The organism is Pseudomonas sp. EA_65y_Pfl2_P78 (assembly GCF_963970495.1).
Taxonomy (GTDB): Bacteria; Pseudomonadota; Gammaproteobacteria; order Pseudomonadales; family Pseudomonadaceae; genus Aquipseudomonas; species Aquipseudomonas baetica_A.
On sequence record NZ_CAXAON010000004.1, the window covers coordinates 107,349 to 120,970 of the forward strand.

13 protein-coding genes are annotated in these 13,622 nt (G+C 59.5%); 11 read left to right on the forward strand and 2 right to left on the reverse strand.

The window, feature by feature from the left end:
* Window positions 1-151 precede the first annotated feature (151 nt).
* From AACY02_RS05610 to AACY02_RS05630, 5 genes are all read left to right on the forward strand, one after another.
* On the forward strand, window positions 152-1,141 hold the full coding sequence (locus AACY02_RS05610; RefSeq protein ID WP_339431108.1) for a 2-dehydro-3-deoxygalactonokinase: 990 nt from the start codon (window positions 152-154) through the stop codon (window positions 1,139-1,141).
* Window positions 1,142-1,160: 19 nt separating this feature from the next.
* Window positions 1,161-1,781 (forward strand): 2-dehydro-3-deoxy-6-phosphogalactonate aldolase, encoded by a 621-nt coding sequence (locus AACY02_RS05615; protein WP_339431109.1) that lies wholly within the window; start codon window positions 1,161-1,163, stop codon window positions 1,779-1,781.
* A 34-nt stretch (window positions 1,782-1,815) separates the two neighbouring features.
* Window positions 1,816-2,964 carry a galactonate dehydratase gene (gene dgoD, locus AACY02_RS05620; protein WP_339431110.1) on the forward strand — a complete coding sequence of 383 codons (1,149 nt, stop codon included), beginning with the start codon at window positions 1,816-1,818 and terminating at the stop codon, window positions 2,962-2,964.
* Window positions 2,965-3,128: 164 nt separating this feature from the next.
* The gene (locus AACY02_RS05625) at window positions 3,129-4,439 is read left to right on the forward strand and encodes an MFS transporter (RefSeq protein WP_339431111.1); all 1,311 of its coding nucleotides are present in this window, start codon (window positions 3,129-3,131) and stop codon (window positions 4,437-4,439) included.
* 60 nt (window positions 4,440-4,499) lie between these two features.
* The gene (locus tag AACY02_RS05630) at window positions 4,500-5,303 is read left to right on the forward strand and encodes an IclR family transcriptional regulator (RefSeq protein ID WP_339431112.1); all 804 of its coding nucleotides are present in this window, start codon (window positions 4,500-4,502) and stop codon (window positions 5,301-5,303) included.
* On the opposite strand, the gene AACY02_RS05635 is transcribed toward AACY02_RS05630, so the two are convergent.
* On the reverse strand, window positions 5,300-6,352 hold the full coding sequence (locus tag AACY02_RS05635; protein ID WP_339431113.1) for an NAD(P)-dependent alcohol dehydrogenase: 1,053 nt from the start codon (window positions 6,350-6,352) through the stop codon (window positions 5,300-5,302). The two genes, AACY02_RS05630 and AACY02_RS05635, sit on opposite strands and share 4 nt — an antisense overlap.
* Window positions 6,353-6,542: 190 nt before the next feature.
* Here AACY02_RS05635 and AACY02_RS05640 point away from each other — a divergent pair, with 190 nt between their 5' ends.
* Window positions 6,543-7,433: an AraC family transcriptional regulator gene (locus AACY02_RS05640; RefSeq protein ID WP_339431114.1), complete on the forward strand. Its 891-nt coding sequence runs from the start codon at window positions 6,543-6,545 to the stop codon at window positions 7,431-7,433.
* A 100-nt stretch (window positions 7,434-7,533) separates the two neighbouring features.
* Here AACY02_RS05640 and AACY02_RS05645 read toward each other — a convergent pair whose 3' ends face one another.
* Complete coding sequence (locus AACY02_RS05645; protein ID WP_339431115.1) at window positions 7,534-9,198, reverse strand: electron transfer flavoprotein-ubiquinone oxidoreductase; 1,665 nt, start codon at window positions 9,196-9,198, stop codon at window positions 7,534-7,536.
* A 551-nt stretch (window positions 9,199-9,749) separates the two neighbouring features.
* Between AACY02_RS05645 and AACY02_RS05650 the strand changes: the two genes are divergently transcribed.
* From AACY02_RS05650 to AACY02_RS05670, 5 genes are all read left to right on the forward strand, one after another.
* Complete coding sequence (locus AACY02_RS05650) at window positions 9,750-10,499, forward strand: electron transfer flavoprotein subunit beta/FixA family protein (protein ID WP_007908338.1); 750 nt, start codon at window positions 9,750-9,752, stop codon at window positions 10,497-10,499.
* 2 nt (window positions 10,500-10,501) lie between these two features.
* Window positions 10,502-11,431: an electron transfer flavoprotein subunit alpha/FixB family protein gene (locus tag AACY02_RS05655; RefSeq protein WP_311997938.1), complete on the forward strand. Its 930-nt coding sequence runs from the start codon at window positions 10,502-10,504 to the stop codon at window positions 11,429-11,431.
* Between the two features lie 80 nt (window positions 11,432-11,511).
* Window positions 11,512-12,345 carry a substrate-binding periplasmic protein gene (locus AACY02_RS05660; protein ID WP_339431116.1) on the forward strand — a complete coding sequence of 278 codons (834 nt, stop codon included), beginning with the start codon at window positions 11,512-11,514 and terminating at the stop codon, window positions 12,343-12,345.
* A 9-nt stretch (window positions 12,346-12,354) separates the two neighbouring features.
* Window positions 12,355-12,711 (forward strand): DUF4398 domain-containing protein, encoded by a 357-nt coding sequence (locus AACY02_RS05665; protein WP_339431117.1) that lies wholly within the window; start codon window positions 12,355-12,357, stop codon window positions 12,709-12,711.
* Window positions 12,708-13,520: an OmpA family protein gene (locus AACY02_RS05670; protein WP_339431118.1), complete on the forward strand. Its 813-nt coding sequence runs from the start codon at window positions 12,708-12,710 to the stop codon at window positions 13,518-13,520. The genes AACY02_RS05665 and AACY02_RS05670 overlap by 4 nt, the downstream gene beginning before the upstream one ends.
* Window positions 13,521-13,622 lie beyond the last annotated feature (102 nt).

Sequence of the window (13,622 nt, forward strand, 5' to 3'; positions counted from 1 at the left end):
AAGCGGATCGGCATGTTAAAGGCTGCGAAAAGCAATACTTGCCGTACACTCGTATCCCATAATATGGGATTGATATTTATATATTGAGATTTTCCTGCGCCAAGGTTTATAGTCCGTCGCACTCACTGCCAAAAACAAAACAGGTGAAGCGATGCAGGCGCAATTGATCGCGCTCGACTGGGGGACGACCTCATTACGTGCTTACAAACTTGCGGCGGGCGGTGTGGTGCTGGAGCAGCGCTCGCTGTCGTCCGGGATCATGCAACTGCCGAAAACCCCGCGAGTCATCAACGGTCGCGAATGCACCGATGGTTTTGAACTGGCCTTCGACGAGGCGTGTGGCGACTGGCTCGATGCGCAGCCGGATCTGCCGGTGATCGCTTGCGGCATGGTCGGCAGTGCTCAGGGCTGGCGCGAAGCGGCCTACGGCGAGACGCCGGCGAACGTCGCCAATCTCGGAAACTCCCTACAAACAGTTGTCAGTCTTCGCGGTACGCGAGTGCATATCGTGCCGGGCGTGATTCAGCGTTCGCGTCTGCCGAACGTAATGCGCGGCGAAGAAACGCAAGTCCTCGGCGTTCTGCAGAATCTTCCGGTCGAGGCGGGCGATGAGCTGTTGATCGGCCTGCCGGGCAGTCACTCGAAATGGGTGGAGGTGGTCGATGGCTGCATCACGCATTTCGACACCTTCATGACCGGCGAAGTATTCGCCGTGCTCAGTGACCACAGCATCCTCGGCCGTACCCAACAGCAAGGTGCGGCGTTCGATGGTCAGGCGTTTGACCGGGGCATACAGGTGGCTCTGTCGGCGGACGGTGAACTCGGCGTGCTCTCGACGTTGTTTAGCGCCCGTACCTTGGGGCTGACCGGTGAACTGAGCCCGACGGCCCAAGCGGATTATCTGTCCGGCCTGATGATCGGTCATGAGTTGGCGGCGCTCGCCTCAGTGCAACGGCGTCGCCGCAACAACCCGAATCTTCCTTCGATCATCCTCATCGGCAACGCGCCACTCTGCGCGCGCTATAGCCGCGCGCTCGATGCCTGCGGTTTCGCCAAGGTCACGCTGGCCGAACAGGCCACCGAGCGTGGTTTGTGGCAACTGGCGCTGGCCGCCGGACTGATTGATCCCTCATCCCGTTAACCCTGACTGGAGGCCTGACATGCTCAAGCAAGCATTGGCGCAAAACGGTCTGATCGCGATCCTGCGGGGCCTGTATCCGCAGGAAGCCGCCGCTGTCGGAGAAGTCCTGTATACAGCCGGATTTCGCGTCATAGAAGTACCGCTTAATTCCCCATCGCCGTACGAAAGTATCCGCATCCTGCGCAAGACCTTGCCCGCCGATTGCCTGATCGGTGCCGGTACGGTGTTGTCGGCGGAGCAGGTCGACTTGGTGAAAGAGGCGGGCGGCCAGGTGATCGTCATGCCGCACAGCGATGCCAAGGTACTGCGCGCCGCGAAAGCGGCGGGGCTGTACCTGTCGCCGGGTGTGGCCACACCGACCGAAGCGTTTGCGGCGCTGGCGGAGGGCGCAGACATTCTCAAGCTGTTTCCCGCCGAGCAGATGGGCCCGGCGGTCGTCAAAGCCTGGCTGGCGGTGTTGCCGACGGGCACGGTGCTGGCGCCGGTCGGCGGCATTACCCCGGACAACATGCAGGTATTTATCGACGCCGGAGTGAAAGGTTTCGGCCTCGGTTCCGGGCTATTCAAACCGGGCATGACGCCGGAGCAAGTGGCGGTCAATGCCAAGGCCTATGTCACTGCCTGGAAAGTCCTTCGCTAAGAACGCTGGCGCATCCAACAAGAGAGACAACAAGATGAAAATCACCAAACTCACCACCTTCATCGTCCCGCCGCGCTGGTGTTTCCTCAAAGTCGAAACCGACGAAGGCGTGACCGGTTGGGGCGAGCCTGTGGTTGAAGGTCGCGCGCACACCGTGGCGGCCGCCGTAGAAGAATTGTCCGACTACCTGATCGGCAAAGACCCACGCAACATCGAAGACATCTGGACGGTGCTGTATCGCGGCGGCTTTTACCGTGGCGGCGCGATCCACATGAGTGCACTGGCCGGCATCGATCAGGCCCTGTGGGATATCAAGGGCAAGGCCCTCGGTGTGTCGGTCAGCGATCTGCTCGGCGGTCAGGTGCGCGACAAGATCCGTGTGTATTCGTGGATCGGTGGCGACCGTCCGGCCGATACAGCACGCGCCGCGAAAGAGGCCGTCAGTCGTGGTTTTACCGCGGTAAAAATGAACGGCACCGAAGAGCTGCAATTTCTCGACTCCTTCGAAAAAGTCGACCTCGCGTTGGCCAACGTCGCCGCCGTGCGTGATGCGGTCGGGCCGAACGTGGGCATCGGTGTCGACTTCCATGGCCGGGTGCACAAGCCCATGGCCAAGGTGCTGATGAAGGAACTCGATCCGTACAAACTGATGTTTATCGAGGAGCCTGTGCTCAGCGAAAACTATGAAGCGTTGAAAGAGCTGGCGCCGCTGACCAGCACGCCGATTGCCCTCGGTGAGCGACTGTTCTCGCGGTGGGATTTTAAACGGGTGTTGAGCGAAGGTTACGTCGACATCATCCAGCCGGATGCTTCCCACGCGGGCGGCATCACCGAAACCCGCAAGATCGCCAACATGGCCGAAGCCTACGACGTGGCATTGGCGCTGCATTGCCCGTTGGGGCCGATTGCGCTGGCGGCTTGTTTGCAACTGGACGCGGCTTGTTACAACGCGTTTATCCAGGAGCAGAGCCTGGGCATCCATTACAACGAGAGCAACGATTTGCTCGACTACGTGAAAGATCCGCAGGTATTCGATTACGACAAAGGCTTCGTGAAGATCCCGAATGGGCCCGGCCTGGGGATCGAGATCAACGAGGAATACGTGATCGAACGTGCGGCCGTCGGCCACCGCTGGCGCAACCCGATCTGGCGCCATGCCGATGGCAGTTTTGCCGAGTGGTGAGTCACCGACATCACTGATGTCCCCCTGTGGGAGAGGGCTTGTCAGTCGATGTTGCATCAGATGACACATCGCATTCGCGAGCAAGCCCGCTCCCACCATTTAGATCTCCATGGATGGGGTATCTGCATTCAACGACCTCAATAAACATAACAAGAGGCATCCCCATGCAACCGCAACCCCTCACCGGGCAGGCGTCTTTAGTCACGCCTAGCCGTAAGCGTTTTTTCATCATGGTGTTGCTGTTCATCACCGTGGTGATCAACTACCTCGACCGCAGCAACCTGTCGATTGCCGCGCCGGCGCTGACCACTGAGCTGGGCATCGACCCGATTCACGTCGGCCTGATTTTCTCCGCGTTCGGCTGGACCTACGCCGCCATGCAGATCCCCGGCGGCTGGCTGGTGGATCGAGTGCCGCCACGCATCCTGTACAGCGTCGCGCTGCTGCTGTGGTCGGTGGCCACGGTGATGCTTGGCTTCGCCGCCAGTTTCATCGCGCTGTTCGTCCTGCGCATGGCCGTCGGCGCGCTGGAGGCACCGGCCTATCCGATCAATAGCCGCGTGGTCACCACCTGGTTTCCTGAGCGCGAACGCGCCACGGCGATCGGTTTCTATACCTCCGGGCAATTCGTCGGACTGGCCTTTCTCACCCCGGTGCTGGCCTGGCTGCAACACGAATTCGGTTGGCACATGGTGTTCGTTGCGACCGGTGCAGTGGGCATCATCTGGGCGGCGATCTGGTACGCGGTGTATCGCGAGCCGCGAGATTTCAAAGGCGTCAATGAGGCGGAAATCGATCTGATTCGTGAGGGCGGCGGGTTGGTGGATATCCAGGCCGAGTCTGCCAGGGTCAAAGCCAAATTCAGTTGGACAGATCTGGGCATCGTTCTCAGCCAGCGCAAGTTGTGGGGCATTTACCTCGGTCAGTTCTGCCTTAACTCGACGCTGTGGTTCTTCCTGACGTGGTTCCCGACTTATCTGGTGAAATACCGCGGCATGGACTTCATCAAGTCCGGCCTGTTGGCGTCGCTGCCGTTTCTCGCGGCGTTCATTGGCGTGCTGTGTTCGGGGTTCTTTTCCGATTTGCTGATTCGTCGCGGTTACACCGTAGGGTTTGCGCGCAAGTTGCCGATCATCGGCGGGTTGCTGATCTCCACGTCGATCATCGGTGCCAACTTTGTTGAGTCGACGCCGCTGGTGATCGCCTTCCTGGCCCTGGCGTTTTTCGGCAACGGCCTGGCATCGATCACCTGGTCGCTGGTGTCGACCCTCGCGCCGGCGCGGCTGCTCGGCCTGACCGGTGGGGTGTTCAATTTCATCGGCAACCTGTCGGCGATTGCCACGCCGATCGTGATCGGGTTCCTCGCCAGTGGCGATTCATTTGCCCCGGCGATCACCTATATCGCGGTTCTCGCGTTGATCGGCGCTTTGTCCTACGTGCTGCTGGTGGGCAAGGTCGAACGTATCAAGTTGTAGTGGTCAGCATCGGGCGACCATAATGCCGCCCGTTCCCTCGCTCAACGGTAAAGGCTGGATATGCAGGAAGACGCCCCGGAAAAAACCAAGGACGCCGCGCCCACCGGCACGCAAACGCTGCTGCGCGGCTTGGGCGTGGTGCAGGCCGTGGCCAGTGGCGCCCGCGATCTCAAGGAGATCGCACGGCTGATCGGCACGACGCGCAGCACCACTCATCGACTGGCCAGTTGTCTGGTCGACGAGCGTTATCTGCGCGTGGTGCCGCAGGTCGGGTATTTGCTCGGGCCGAAGCTGATTGAGTTGGGGTTTCAGGCGCGCGAAGAGTTGCCGCTGGTGAGTCTGGCCGGGCCGTATCTGGACGAGTTGTCAGCGCTGACCGGAGACACCGTTCACCTGGGGATTCGCGAAGGCGACGAAGTGCTGTATCTGCTGAAGAATCCGGGACGCAATGGCCCCGAAATGCGTTCGCGGGTCGGCCATCGAATGCCGTTGGCGCGCACCGGGATCGGCAAGGCCTTGATGCTCGATGATTCGCCGCAGGATTGGCAGCGCCTGTACGACATCAGCCTGCCGGCGGGTGGGAAAAGTCAGTTCTGGCCGCAGCATCCCCAGCAATCTTGGGAACAGCTTGAGCAGCGAATGGCTGAATACATCGCTGGTGGCTACGCGTTCGATCTGGAAGACAATGAACCGTCGATCCGTTGCGTGGCGGCGCCGATCCGCGATGCAAGCAAACGTATCGTCGCGGCGATCAGCATTGCCAGCACCGTGCCGTACATGCCACTGGAAAAAATGGCCGAGCTGATTCCCCTGATCAAAGGGGTCACAGCCCGGCTGTCGGCAGAGCTCGGGCTTAAGATTTAAACCTTGAGCGTTGCCATGTCGATCACGAAACGGTATTTCACGTCACCAGCGATCATCCGGGCGTAGGCTTCGTTGATCTGGCGGATATCGAGCATTTCGATGTCGCAGGTGATGTTGTGCTCGGCGCAGAAATCCAGCACTTCCTGGGTTTCGGCGACGCCGCCGATCAAGGAACCGGCCAGTACGCGACGACCCAATACCAGTTTGGCGGCGTGCACCGGTGGATCAACCGGCTCGATCAGACCGACCAGAATGTGTACGCCATCAAAACGCAGGGTGTCGAGGTACGGGTTCAGGTCGTGTTGCACGGGAATGGTGTCGAGCAGGAAGTCGAAGTAACCGGCGGCGGCTTTCATCTGCTCGGCGTCGGTGGAGACGATCACATGATCGGCGCCCTGACGACGGCCCTCTTCAGCCTTGCTCGCCGAACGGGTGAACAAGGTCACTTCAGCGCCCATGGCTTTGGCGAACTTGATGCCCATGTGGCCCAGGCCGCCCATGCCGAGGATCCCGACCTTGTCGCCAGCCTTGACGCCGTAGTGCTTGAGCGGCGAGTACGTGGTGATGCCGGCGCAGAGGATCGGTGCGGCGCTGGCCAATGCCAGTTTTTCCGGAATGCGGACCACGAAGTGTTCGCTGACGACGATGCTGTCCGAATAACCGCCCATGGTGTTGCTGCCGTCGACCCGATCCGGGGTGGCGTAAGTCATGGTCGGGCCTTCGAGGCAATATTGCTCAAGGTTCGATTGGCAGGCTTCGCAGGTGCGGCAGGAATCGACCATGCAGCCAACGCCGACCAGATCGCCTACTTTATGCTGGGTGACATTCGTACCAATGGCGGTGACTTTTCCGACGATCTCGTGGCCAGGCATCAACGGGTAAACAGCAATGCCCCATTCGTTGCGTGCCTGGTGAATGTCGGAGTGGCAGACGCCGCAGTAGAGGATTTCGATGGCGACATCATCGGCCCGTGGGCTGCGACGTTCGAACTTCATCGGGGCGAGGGGAGTGGTGGCCGATTGGGCCGCATAGCCGATGGCGGTGTACATGTGAAACCTCGCAAAAGCAGTGACAGGTGAGGCGGCGCATTTTGGGCGCCGTGCGCCGGTCCGGCCATGACGATTCCTCCGGGTCTCATGCCTAATCCTCCGGCATGCAGGTTTGATCGGTCGCATAGGCAAAAGGATCTGCGATGATGCTTTCATCCCTTTTTCCATGAATTTTGTGAAGACACTTTCGATGCAATTGACCCGTCACCTTGATGCCAATGCCAGGCTGGTTTCACTGATTGAACCGCTGGCACTGCGCGACGGTTTCTCCCGGACCGGACTGCCGGGTGTGCGGGTGTTGCGCGCCAGTTGCGACGTCGCCCGTGGCCCGCACATTTATGAGCCGAGTCTGATGATCATCGCCCAGGGCAGCAAACTGGCGTTCCTTGGGCCTCGGACGATGGAATACGGTGCCGGGCACTATTTGATTCAGGCGCTGCCGGTGCCTTTTGAATGTGAAACCTTCGCCTTGCCGGATGCGCCGTTGCTAGGGGTGTCGGTGGCGATTGATCGGGTGTTGCTGGGCGAGTTGGTGCTGGCGATGGGACTCGCGCCGGGGCGGCATATTCCGGCGCAGACGCCAGAGTCGATGACGTCGGTGGTGCTCGACGATGACATGCGCGGTTGTGTCGAACGGCTGCTGAGCTGTCTGCACGATCCGCTGGAATGCCAGATTCTCGGGCCGGCACGGGTGCGTGAATTGTTGTTCGTCGCATTGCGGGGGCCGCAGGCCGATGTGTTGCGGGCGTTGGTCGAGCAGCAGGGGCAATTTGCGAGGGTGGCGGCGTCGATCAGCCATCTGCATGCGCATTACACCGAGCCATTGAATGTCGAGACGCTGGCCAGTTGCGCGAACATGAGCGTTTCGACGTTTCACGAACACTTCAAACGCAGCACGTTGTTGTCGCCGGTGCAGTATCTCAAGCGCTTGCGGTTGTTGAAGGCGCAGACGTTGTTGGTGGCGGAGGGGTTGGGTGTGGCGCAGGTGGCGCATCGGGTGGGGTATCAGAGTACTTCGCAGTTCAGCCGCGAGTACAAACGTTATTTCGAGCGCAGCCCGGGGGACGAGCGCGTAGCCTGAGTTGCCACAGTGCCTGAGGGAGCGGGTTTCGTGGTGATGCAAATATTGCGGGCAAAAAAAAGGCCCCCATTTCGGGAGCCTCGATGTTCAGCGGTTCGGCTTACATATTCGGGTAAGTCGGGCCGCCAGCGCCTTCCGGCGTGACCCAGGTGATGTTCTGCGCAGGGTCCTTGATGTCACAGGTCTTGCAGTGCACGCAGTTCTGGGCGTTGATCTGGAAGCGTTTCTCGCCGTCTTCCTTGGTGATCACTTCGTAGACGCCGGCCGGGCAGTAGCGCTGCGCCGGTTCGTCGTACAACGGCAGGTTTTTGCTGATCGGGATGCTCGGGTCGGTCAGCTTCAGGTGGCACGGCTGTTCTTCTTCGTGGTTGGTACCGGAGATGAACACCGAACTGAGTTTGTCGAAGCTGAGTTTGCCGTCGGGTTTCGGGTAGTCGATCTTCTTGCAGTCGGCGGCGAGCTTGAGGCAGGCGTAGTCCGGCTTGGTGTCGTGCAGAGTGAACGGCAGTTTGCCGCCGAAGATGTTCTGGTCCAGCCAGTTGAAACCACCGCCGACAATGGCGCCGAACTTGTGAATCGCCGGGCCGAAGTTACGGCTGGCAAACAGTTCGTCGTACAGCCAGCTCTTCTTGAACGCGTCGACGTAAGTGCTCAGCTCTTCGGTGCCATCCTTTTCGGCGAACAGCGCGTCGGCCACCGATTCGGCGGCGAGCATGCCGGACTTCATCGCGGTGTGACTGCCCTTGATCTTGGCGAAGTTCAGGGTGCCGAGGTCGCAACCGATCAGCGCGCCACCCTTGAAGACCATCTTCGGCAGCGAATTCAAGCCGCCCTTGCAAATGGCACGAGCGCCGTAGCTGATGCGCTTGCCGCCTTCCAGGTACTGAGCCAGCACCGGGTGATGCTTGAGGCGCTGGAACTCGTCGAACGGCGACAGGTAGGTGTTGCTGTAGGACAGGTCGACGATCAGACCGACTACAACCTGGTTGTTTTCCAGGTGATAGAGGAACGAGCCGCCGGTGTTCTCGGTGCCCATGATGTCCAGCGGCCAACCAGCGGTGTGTACCACCAGGCCTGGCTGGTGTTTGGCCGGGTCGATTTCCCAGATTTCCTTGAGGCCGATGCCGTAGTGCTGGGCGTCGGCATCGCTGTCGAGGTTGTAGCGTTTGATCAGTTGCTTGCCGATGTGGCCACGGCAACCTTCGGCGAACAGCGTGTATTTGCCACGCAGTTCCATGCCGGGGGTGTACAGGCCTTCTTTCGCGTTGCCTTCGCGGTCAACGCCCAGATCACCGGTGATGATCCCGCGGACCACGCCTTGTTCGTCGATCAGCGCTTCTTGAGCTGCGAAGCCCGGGTAGATTTCCACACCCAGGTTCTCGGCCTGCTGAGCCAGCCAGCGGCACAGGTTGCCGAGGGAAATAATATAGTTGCCTTCGTTGTGCATGGTCTTGGGCACAAAGAAGTCGGGGATTTTTTGCGCGCTTTCGGCGTTTTTCAGCACGAAAATGTCATCGCGGGTCACCGGCGTGTGCAGCGGGGCGCCGAGTTCTTTCCAGTCCGGGAACAATTCGTTCAGAGCGCGGGGTTCGAATACGGCACCGGAAAGGATGTGTGCGCCGACTTCAGAGCCTTTTTCGACCACGCAGACGCTGATTTCCTTACCGGCTTCGGCGGCCTTCTGCTTCAGACGGCAGGCGGCGGACAGGCCAGCGGGGCCGGCACCGACGATGACCACGTCGAATTCCATGTATTCGCGTTCCACAGGCTATCTCCTACTCAAGGCTCAACAGTTTTTTTTCTAATTTGGAGGTTCGATGTCGCATCCGCTATTGCCTTTACGTTAACGTCAAAGGGAATATTGGAAAACCCACCTTTCTCTCTAGGGGGCGCATTATATCTACACCACTCCGAGCGTCCAATACAAACGTTTGTTTGAATTGGCTCCAGCCCAGAGAAATCAAAGAAGCGCGGCTTATGAGTGACCATTTTGCCGTATTGACCGGAATAGGCGTTCCGGTCAATATACGGGCGGTTTTGCGCTCGCCGTAGGCAGACTGGCGGTTTCAAGAGCACCTCTAAAGACAGGGCGTAGGCAATACAAGGTGATGCGCAGCGCAGGCCTGGCGCGCAGTTTACACAGCGTGAAGATCAATGACTTATCGGTCACTACTGACGAACGGTCATCGCACTCCACTTCGTGAAATCACCCCGACACAAGCCGGCGTTTTTAGAGGTGCCCTTTTAGCCCGATGAGCATCAACCGCCAGGTTCGCCTAGGCGACTTTCTTTTCACCGGAGAGTAACGAGGAATCCATGAAGGTTCTTGTAGCTGTCAAACGCGTTGTGGATTACAACGTCAAGGTTCGCGTCAAGGCGGACAATTCCGGCGTAGACCTCGCCAACGTCAAGATGTCGATGAACCCGTTCTGCGAAATCGCAGTGGAAGAAGCCGTACGCCTTAAAGAGAAAGGTGTTGCGACTGAAATCGTCGTCGTCTCCATCGGCCCGACCACCGCTCAAGAGCAACTGCGCACTGCGCTGGCTCTGGGTGCCGACCGCGCCATCCTCGTCGAATCCGCTGAAGATCTGACTTCCCTCGCCGTGGCCAAGCTGCTCAAGGCCGTGGTTGACAAGGAACAGCCTCAACTGGTGATCCTGGGCAAACAGGCCATCGACAGCGACAACAACCAGACCGGCCAGATGCTCGCGGCACTGAGCGGCTACGGTCAGGGCACTTTCGCCTCGAAAGTCGAAGTCTCTGGCGACAGCGTTGCCGTGACCCGCGAAATCGACGGCGGCGCGCAGACCGTTTCCCTGAAACTGCCAGCGATCGTCACCACTGACCTGCGTTTGAACGAGCCGCGTTATGCGTCCCTGCCAAACATCATGAAAGCCAAGAAGAAGCCTCTCGAAGTGCTGACTCCGGACGCTTTGGGCGTTTCCACCGCCTCCACCAACAAGACTCTGAAAGTCGAAGCGCCGGCTGCACGCAGCGCGGGCATCAAGGTCAAGTCGGTGGCTGAACTGGTCGAGAAACTGAAAAACGAAGCGAAGGTAATCTGATCATGACTATCTTGGTAATCGCCGAACACGACAACAAAGTGCTGGCCCCGGCCACACTGAACACCGTGGCTGCCGCTGCCAAAATCGGTGGCGACATCCACGTACTGGTCGCAGGCCAAGGCGCTGGCGCCGTGGCTGAAGCCGCTGCGAAAATCGCAGGTGTGAGCAAAGTCCTGAACGCTGACAATGCCGCTTACGCGCATCAGCTGCCGGAAAACGTCGCGCCACTGGTTGCCGAGCTTGGCGCTGGCTACAGCCATATCCTGGCTGCTGCCACCTCCAACGGCAAAAACATCCTGCCGCGCGTTGCCGCGCAGTTGGATGTTGATCAGATCTCCGAAATCATCTCGGTAGAAAGCGCTGACACCTTCAAGCGTCCGATCTACGCCGGTAACGCCATCGCTACCGTACAGTCGACCGCTGCGATCAAAGTGATCACCGTGCGTGCGACCGGTTTCGATCCGGTGGCTGCTGAAGGTGGTTCTGCGGCTGTTGAAGCCGTGGCTGCCGCGCACAACGCCGGTACTTCCAGCTTCGTCAACGAAGAACTGGCCAAGTCCGATCGTCCCGAACTGACCGCTGCCAAGATCGTCGTTTCCGGCGGCCGCGGCATGCAGAACGGCGACAACTTCAAACACCTGTACGCCCTGGCCGACAAGCTGGGCGCTGCCGTCGGTGCTTCGCGCGCTGCGGTCGACGCAGGTTTCGTACCGAACGATATGCAGGTCGGTCAGACCGGCAAGATCGTTGCGCCACAGCTGTACATTGCCGTCGGTATTTCCGGCGCGATCCAGCACCTGGCCGGCATGAAAGATTCCAAAGTGATCGTTGCGATCAACAAGGACGAGGAAGCGCCGATCTTCCAGGTGGCCGATTATGGTCTCGTGGCGGATCTGTTCGAAGCGGTGCCTGAGCTGGAGAAGCTGGTCTAATCCGGCAGCTTCACTTATAAAGAGCCCGACCTTTTGGTCGGGCTTTTTTTTGTCTCGCAATTGAGTGGGAGTGTTTTGCCATGGAACTGCGCCGCAGGTTGCACTGCTCGCTATTGTTGGGACTGGCGCTGTTGCCGGGATTGGTGGCGGCCGCCGGCAAGTGCGAACGTCTCGTCGTCACCGGCAGCCCGGATGCGCCGCCGTACCTGTGGCAAGACCCGCAGAACCCCAAGCAATTGATGGGGGCCAGTGCTGATCTTTTGCAGCAAGTGGCCAAAGAGCTGGGCATCAAAGTCCAATTGCTCTACGCCGGCAAGCGCTCGCAAGCCCTGGATGAAGTGCGCAGCGGTCGTATGGACCTGCTCGCGGATGCTCCGCTGACCTTCAATGAGCTCGAAAACCTCGACTACATCTATCCGCCGCTGCTGGAAAACGACTATCTGGTGTGGACGCGCAAAGGCTCGACCTTGTTTTACAACGCAGCGCAGGACCTGCACGGGCATACCGGTGGCTTGTCGGAAAAGTCTCGAATGAGCGAGGCATTCGTTACTTTCGCCGAGCAGCAATTGACCCTGACCCGGACAGCAAACCTCACCCAGGCCTTTCAGAAATTGCTTCTGGGTGAAGTCGAATATGTACTCGCCGGTCGCTACTCGGGCATGGCAGCCGCACAGGCATTGGGCATGGCCAATGACCTGTTGGCCTTCGAGCAACCGATCGATCGACCGGGGCTGTTCCTCGCGGTTTCCCACAACTCGGCGTGCAACGATCCGTGGTTGCGCGGACAGTTGGCCAAAAAGATGACAGAATTGCCCGCGTCCGGACTGACGGAAGCTGCGCTGCAACGCAATATCGAGCGTTGGAAGGCGCAGCAGCAACAGCCGCAACAACCTGTCAGTACCCCAAAACAGTAGGGATTCTTAGTGAGTATTCGACCTCTTTTCGCGGCTGTGGCCGTTCTGGCCATGGCCGGTTGCGCGACCGATCCGGCACCCAATGAACAAATGCGCCTGACCGAGCAGGCCATCACTCAAGCCAAGGCTGTCGGTGCCACTGGCGATGACGTGCCGGAAATGAAACTGGCCGAAACCAAATACAACCGGGCAAAGGGCAACATGGCTGATGAGTCCTACCGGAACGCGCGCATGCGTGCCGAGCAGGCCGAACTGGATGCTCGCCTGGCGGAAGCCAAAGTGCTGACCCAGAAGAGTGAAGAACAGTTGAATGTGCTCAACACCCGCATCGTCCGTCTGCGCAAGCAACTGGGAGATGCCCAATGAGCCTCAACTCCAGAGTTCTCGGCGGTTTCATTCTTGCCGGTTGCGCCAGTCTTTACGGTTGTGCGGGTCAACATAGCGAATCCGCTCTGCAAGGGGCCAGCGCCGACTTCCAGAAGGTCAAGGAAGATTCCAACGTGCTGCGCATCGCGCCGAAAGACGTGATCCGCGCCGGTGAATCGCTGGCCCGCGCCGATCGCCTGTCGACTTATTGGGGCAGCGGGGCGGATGTGGTCCATTACGCCTATCTCAGCCAGCGCTACAGTGAAATCGCCCGCGAGCACACCAATCAGGTGCTCAACGAGGAGCGTGCGGCCAAGCTCGAACTGGAGCGTCAGCGCCTGCAACTGGCCTTGCGCGAATCCAAACTGCTCAGCGTGCAGCAGCAGGGCAAGTGGCTTGAAGAACAAATAGTCGCGCTGGCGACCACGCAGACCGACCGTGGTCTGGTGATGACGCTCGGTGATGTGCTGTTCGACACTGGGGAAGCCGAGCTGAAAAACTCGGCCAACCGTGTTGTGTTGAAAATTGTCCAGTTCCTGCAACTCAACCCGAAACGCGTGGTGCGCATCGAGGGTTATGCCGACAGCACCGGTGGTAAGCAGGAAAACCTCAAACTGTCCCGCGACCGTGCGCAGTCCGTTGCCGATGTGCTGACGGGTCTGGGCATCGACGAAAAACGCATTCAGGTCGAAGGTTACGGCGACGAATACCCTGTAGACGCCAACGCTTCCGAGCGTGGGCGGGCACAGAACCGTCGTGTGGAAATTGTCTTCTCCGACGAAACAGGCCAGCTCGGCGCTGCCCGCTGAGGGCGGCGTCACTGGAAAGCCCGGGCTGTCAGGCAGCACCGGGCTTTTTTACGTCTGTCGAATAGCTCGCAAATCAATACAGTTGAGGCAGACACTGCACTG

Coding starts and splice junctions, on each gene's coding strand:
- AACY02_RS05625 (WP_339431111.1), top strand. CDS start 3,129: ATGCAACCGCAACCCCTCACCGGGCAGGCGTCTTTAGTCACGCCTAGC.
- AACY02_RS05640 (WP_339431114.1), top strand. CDS start 6,543: ATGCAATTGACCCGTCACCTTGATGCCAATGCCAGGCTGGTTTCACTG.
- AACY02_RS05650 (WP_007908338.1), top strand. CDS start 9,750: ATGAAGGTTCTTGTAGCTGTCAAACGCGTTGTGGATTACAACGTCAAG.
- AACY02_RS05615 (WP_339431109.1), top strand. CDS start 1,161: ATGCTCAAGCAAGCATTGGCGCAAAACGGTCTGATCGCGATCCTGCGG.
- AACY02_RS05670 (WP_339431118.1), top strand. CDS start 12,708: ATGAGCCTCAACTCCAGAGTTCTCGGCGGTTTCATTCTTGCCGGTTGC.
- AACY02_RS05635 (WP_339431113.1), bottom strand. CDS start 6,352: ATGTACACCGCCATCGGCTATGCGGCCCAATCGGCCACCACTCCCCTC.
- AACY02_RS05610 (WP_339431108.1), top strand. CDS start 152: ATGCAGGCGCAATTGATCGCGCTCGACTGGGGGACGACCTCATTACGT.
- AACY02_RS05630 (WP_339431112.1), top strand. CDS start 4,500: ATGCAGGAAGACGCCCCGGAAAAAACCAAGGACGCCGCGCCCACCGGC.
- AACY02_RS05655 (WP_311997938.1), top strand. CDS start 10,502: ATGACTATCTTGGTAATCGCCGAACACGACAACAAAGTGCTGGCCCCG.
- dgoD (WP_339431110.1), top strand. CDS start 1,816: ATGAAAATCACCAAACTCACCACCTTCATCGTCCCGCCGCGCTGGTGT.
- AACY02_RS05660 (WP_339431116.1), top strand. CDS start 11,512: ATGGAACTGCGCCGCAGGTTGCACTGCTCGCTATTGTTGGGACTGGCG.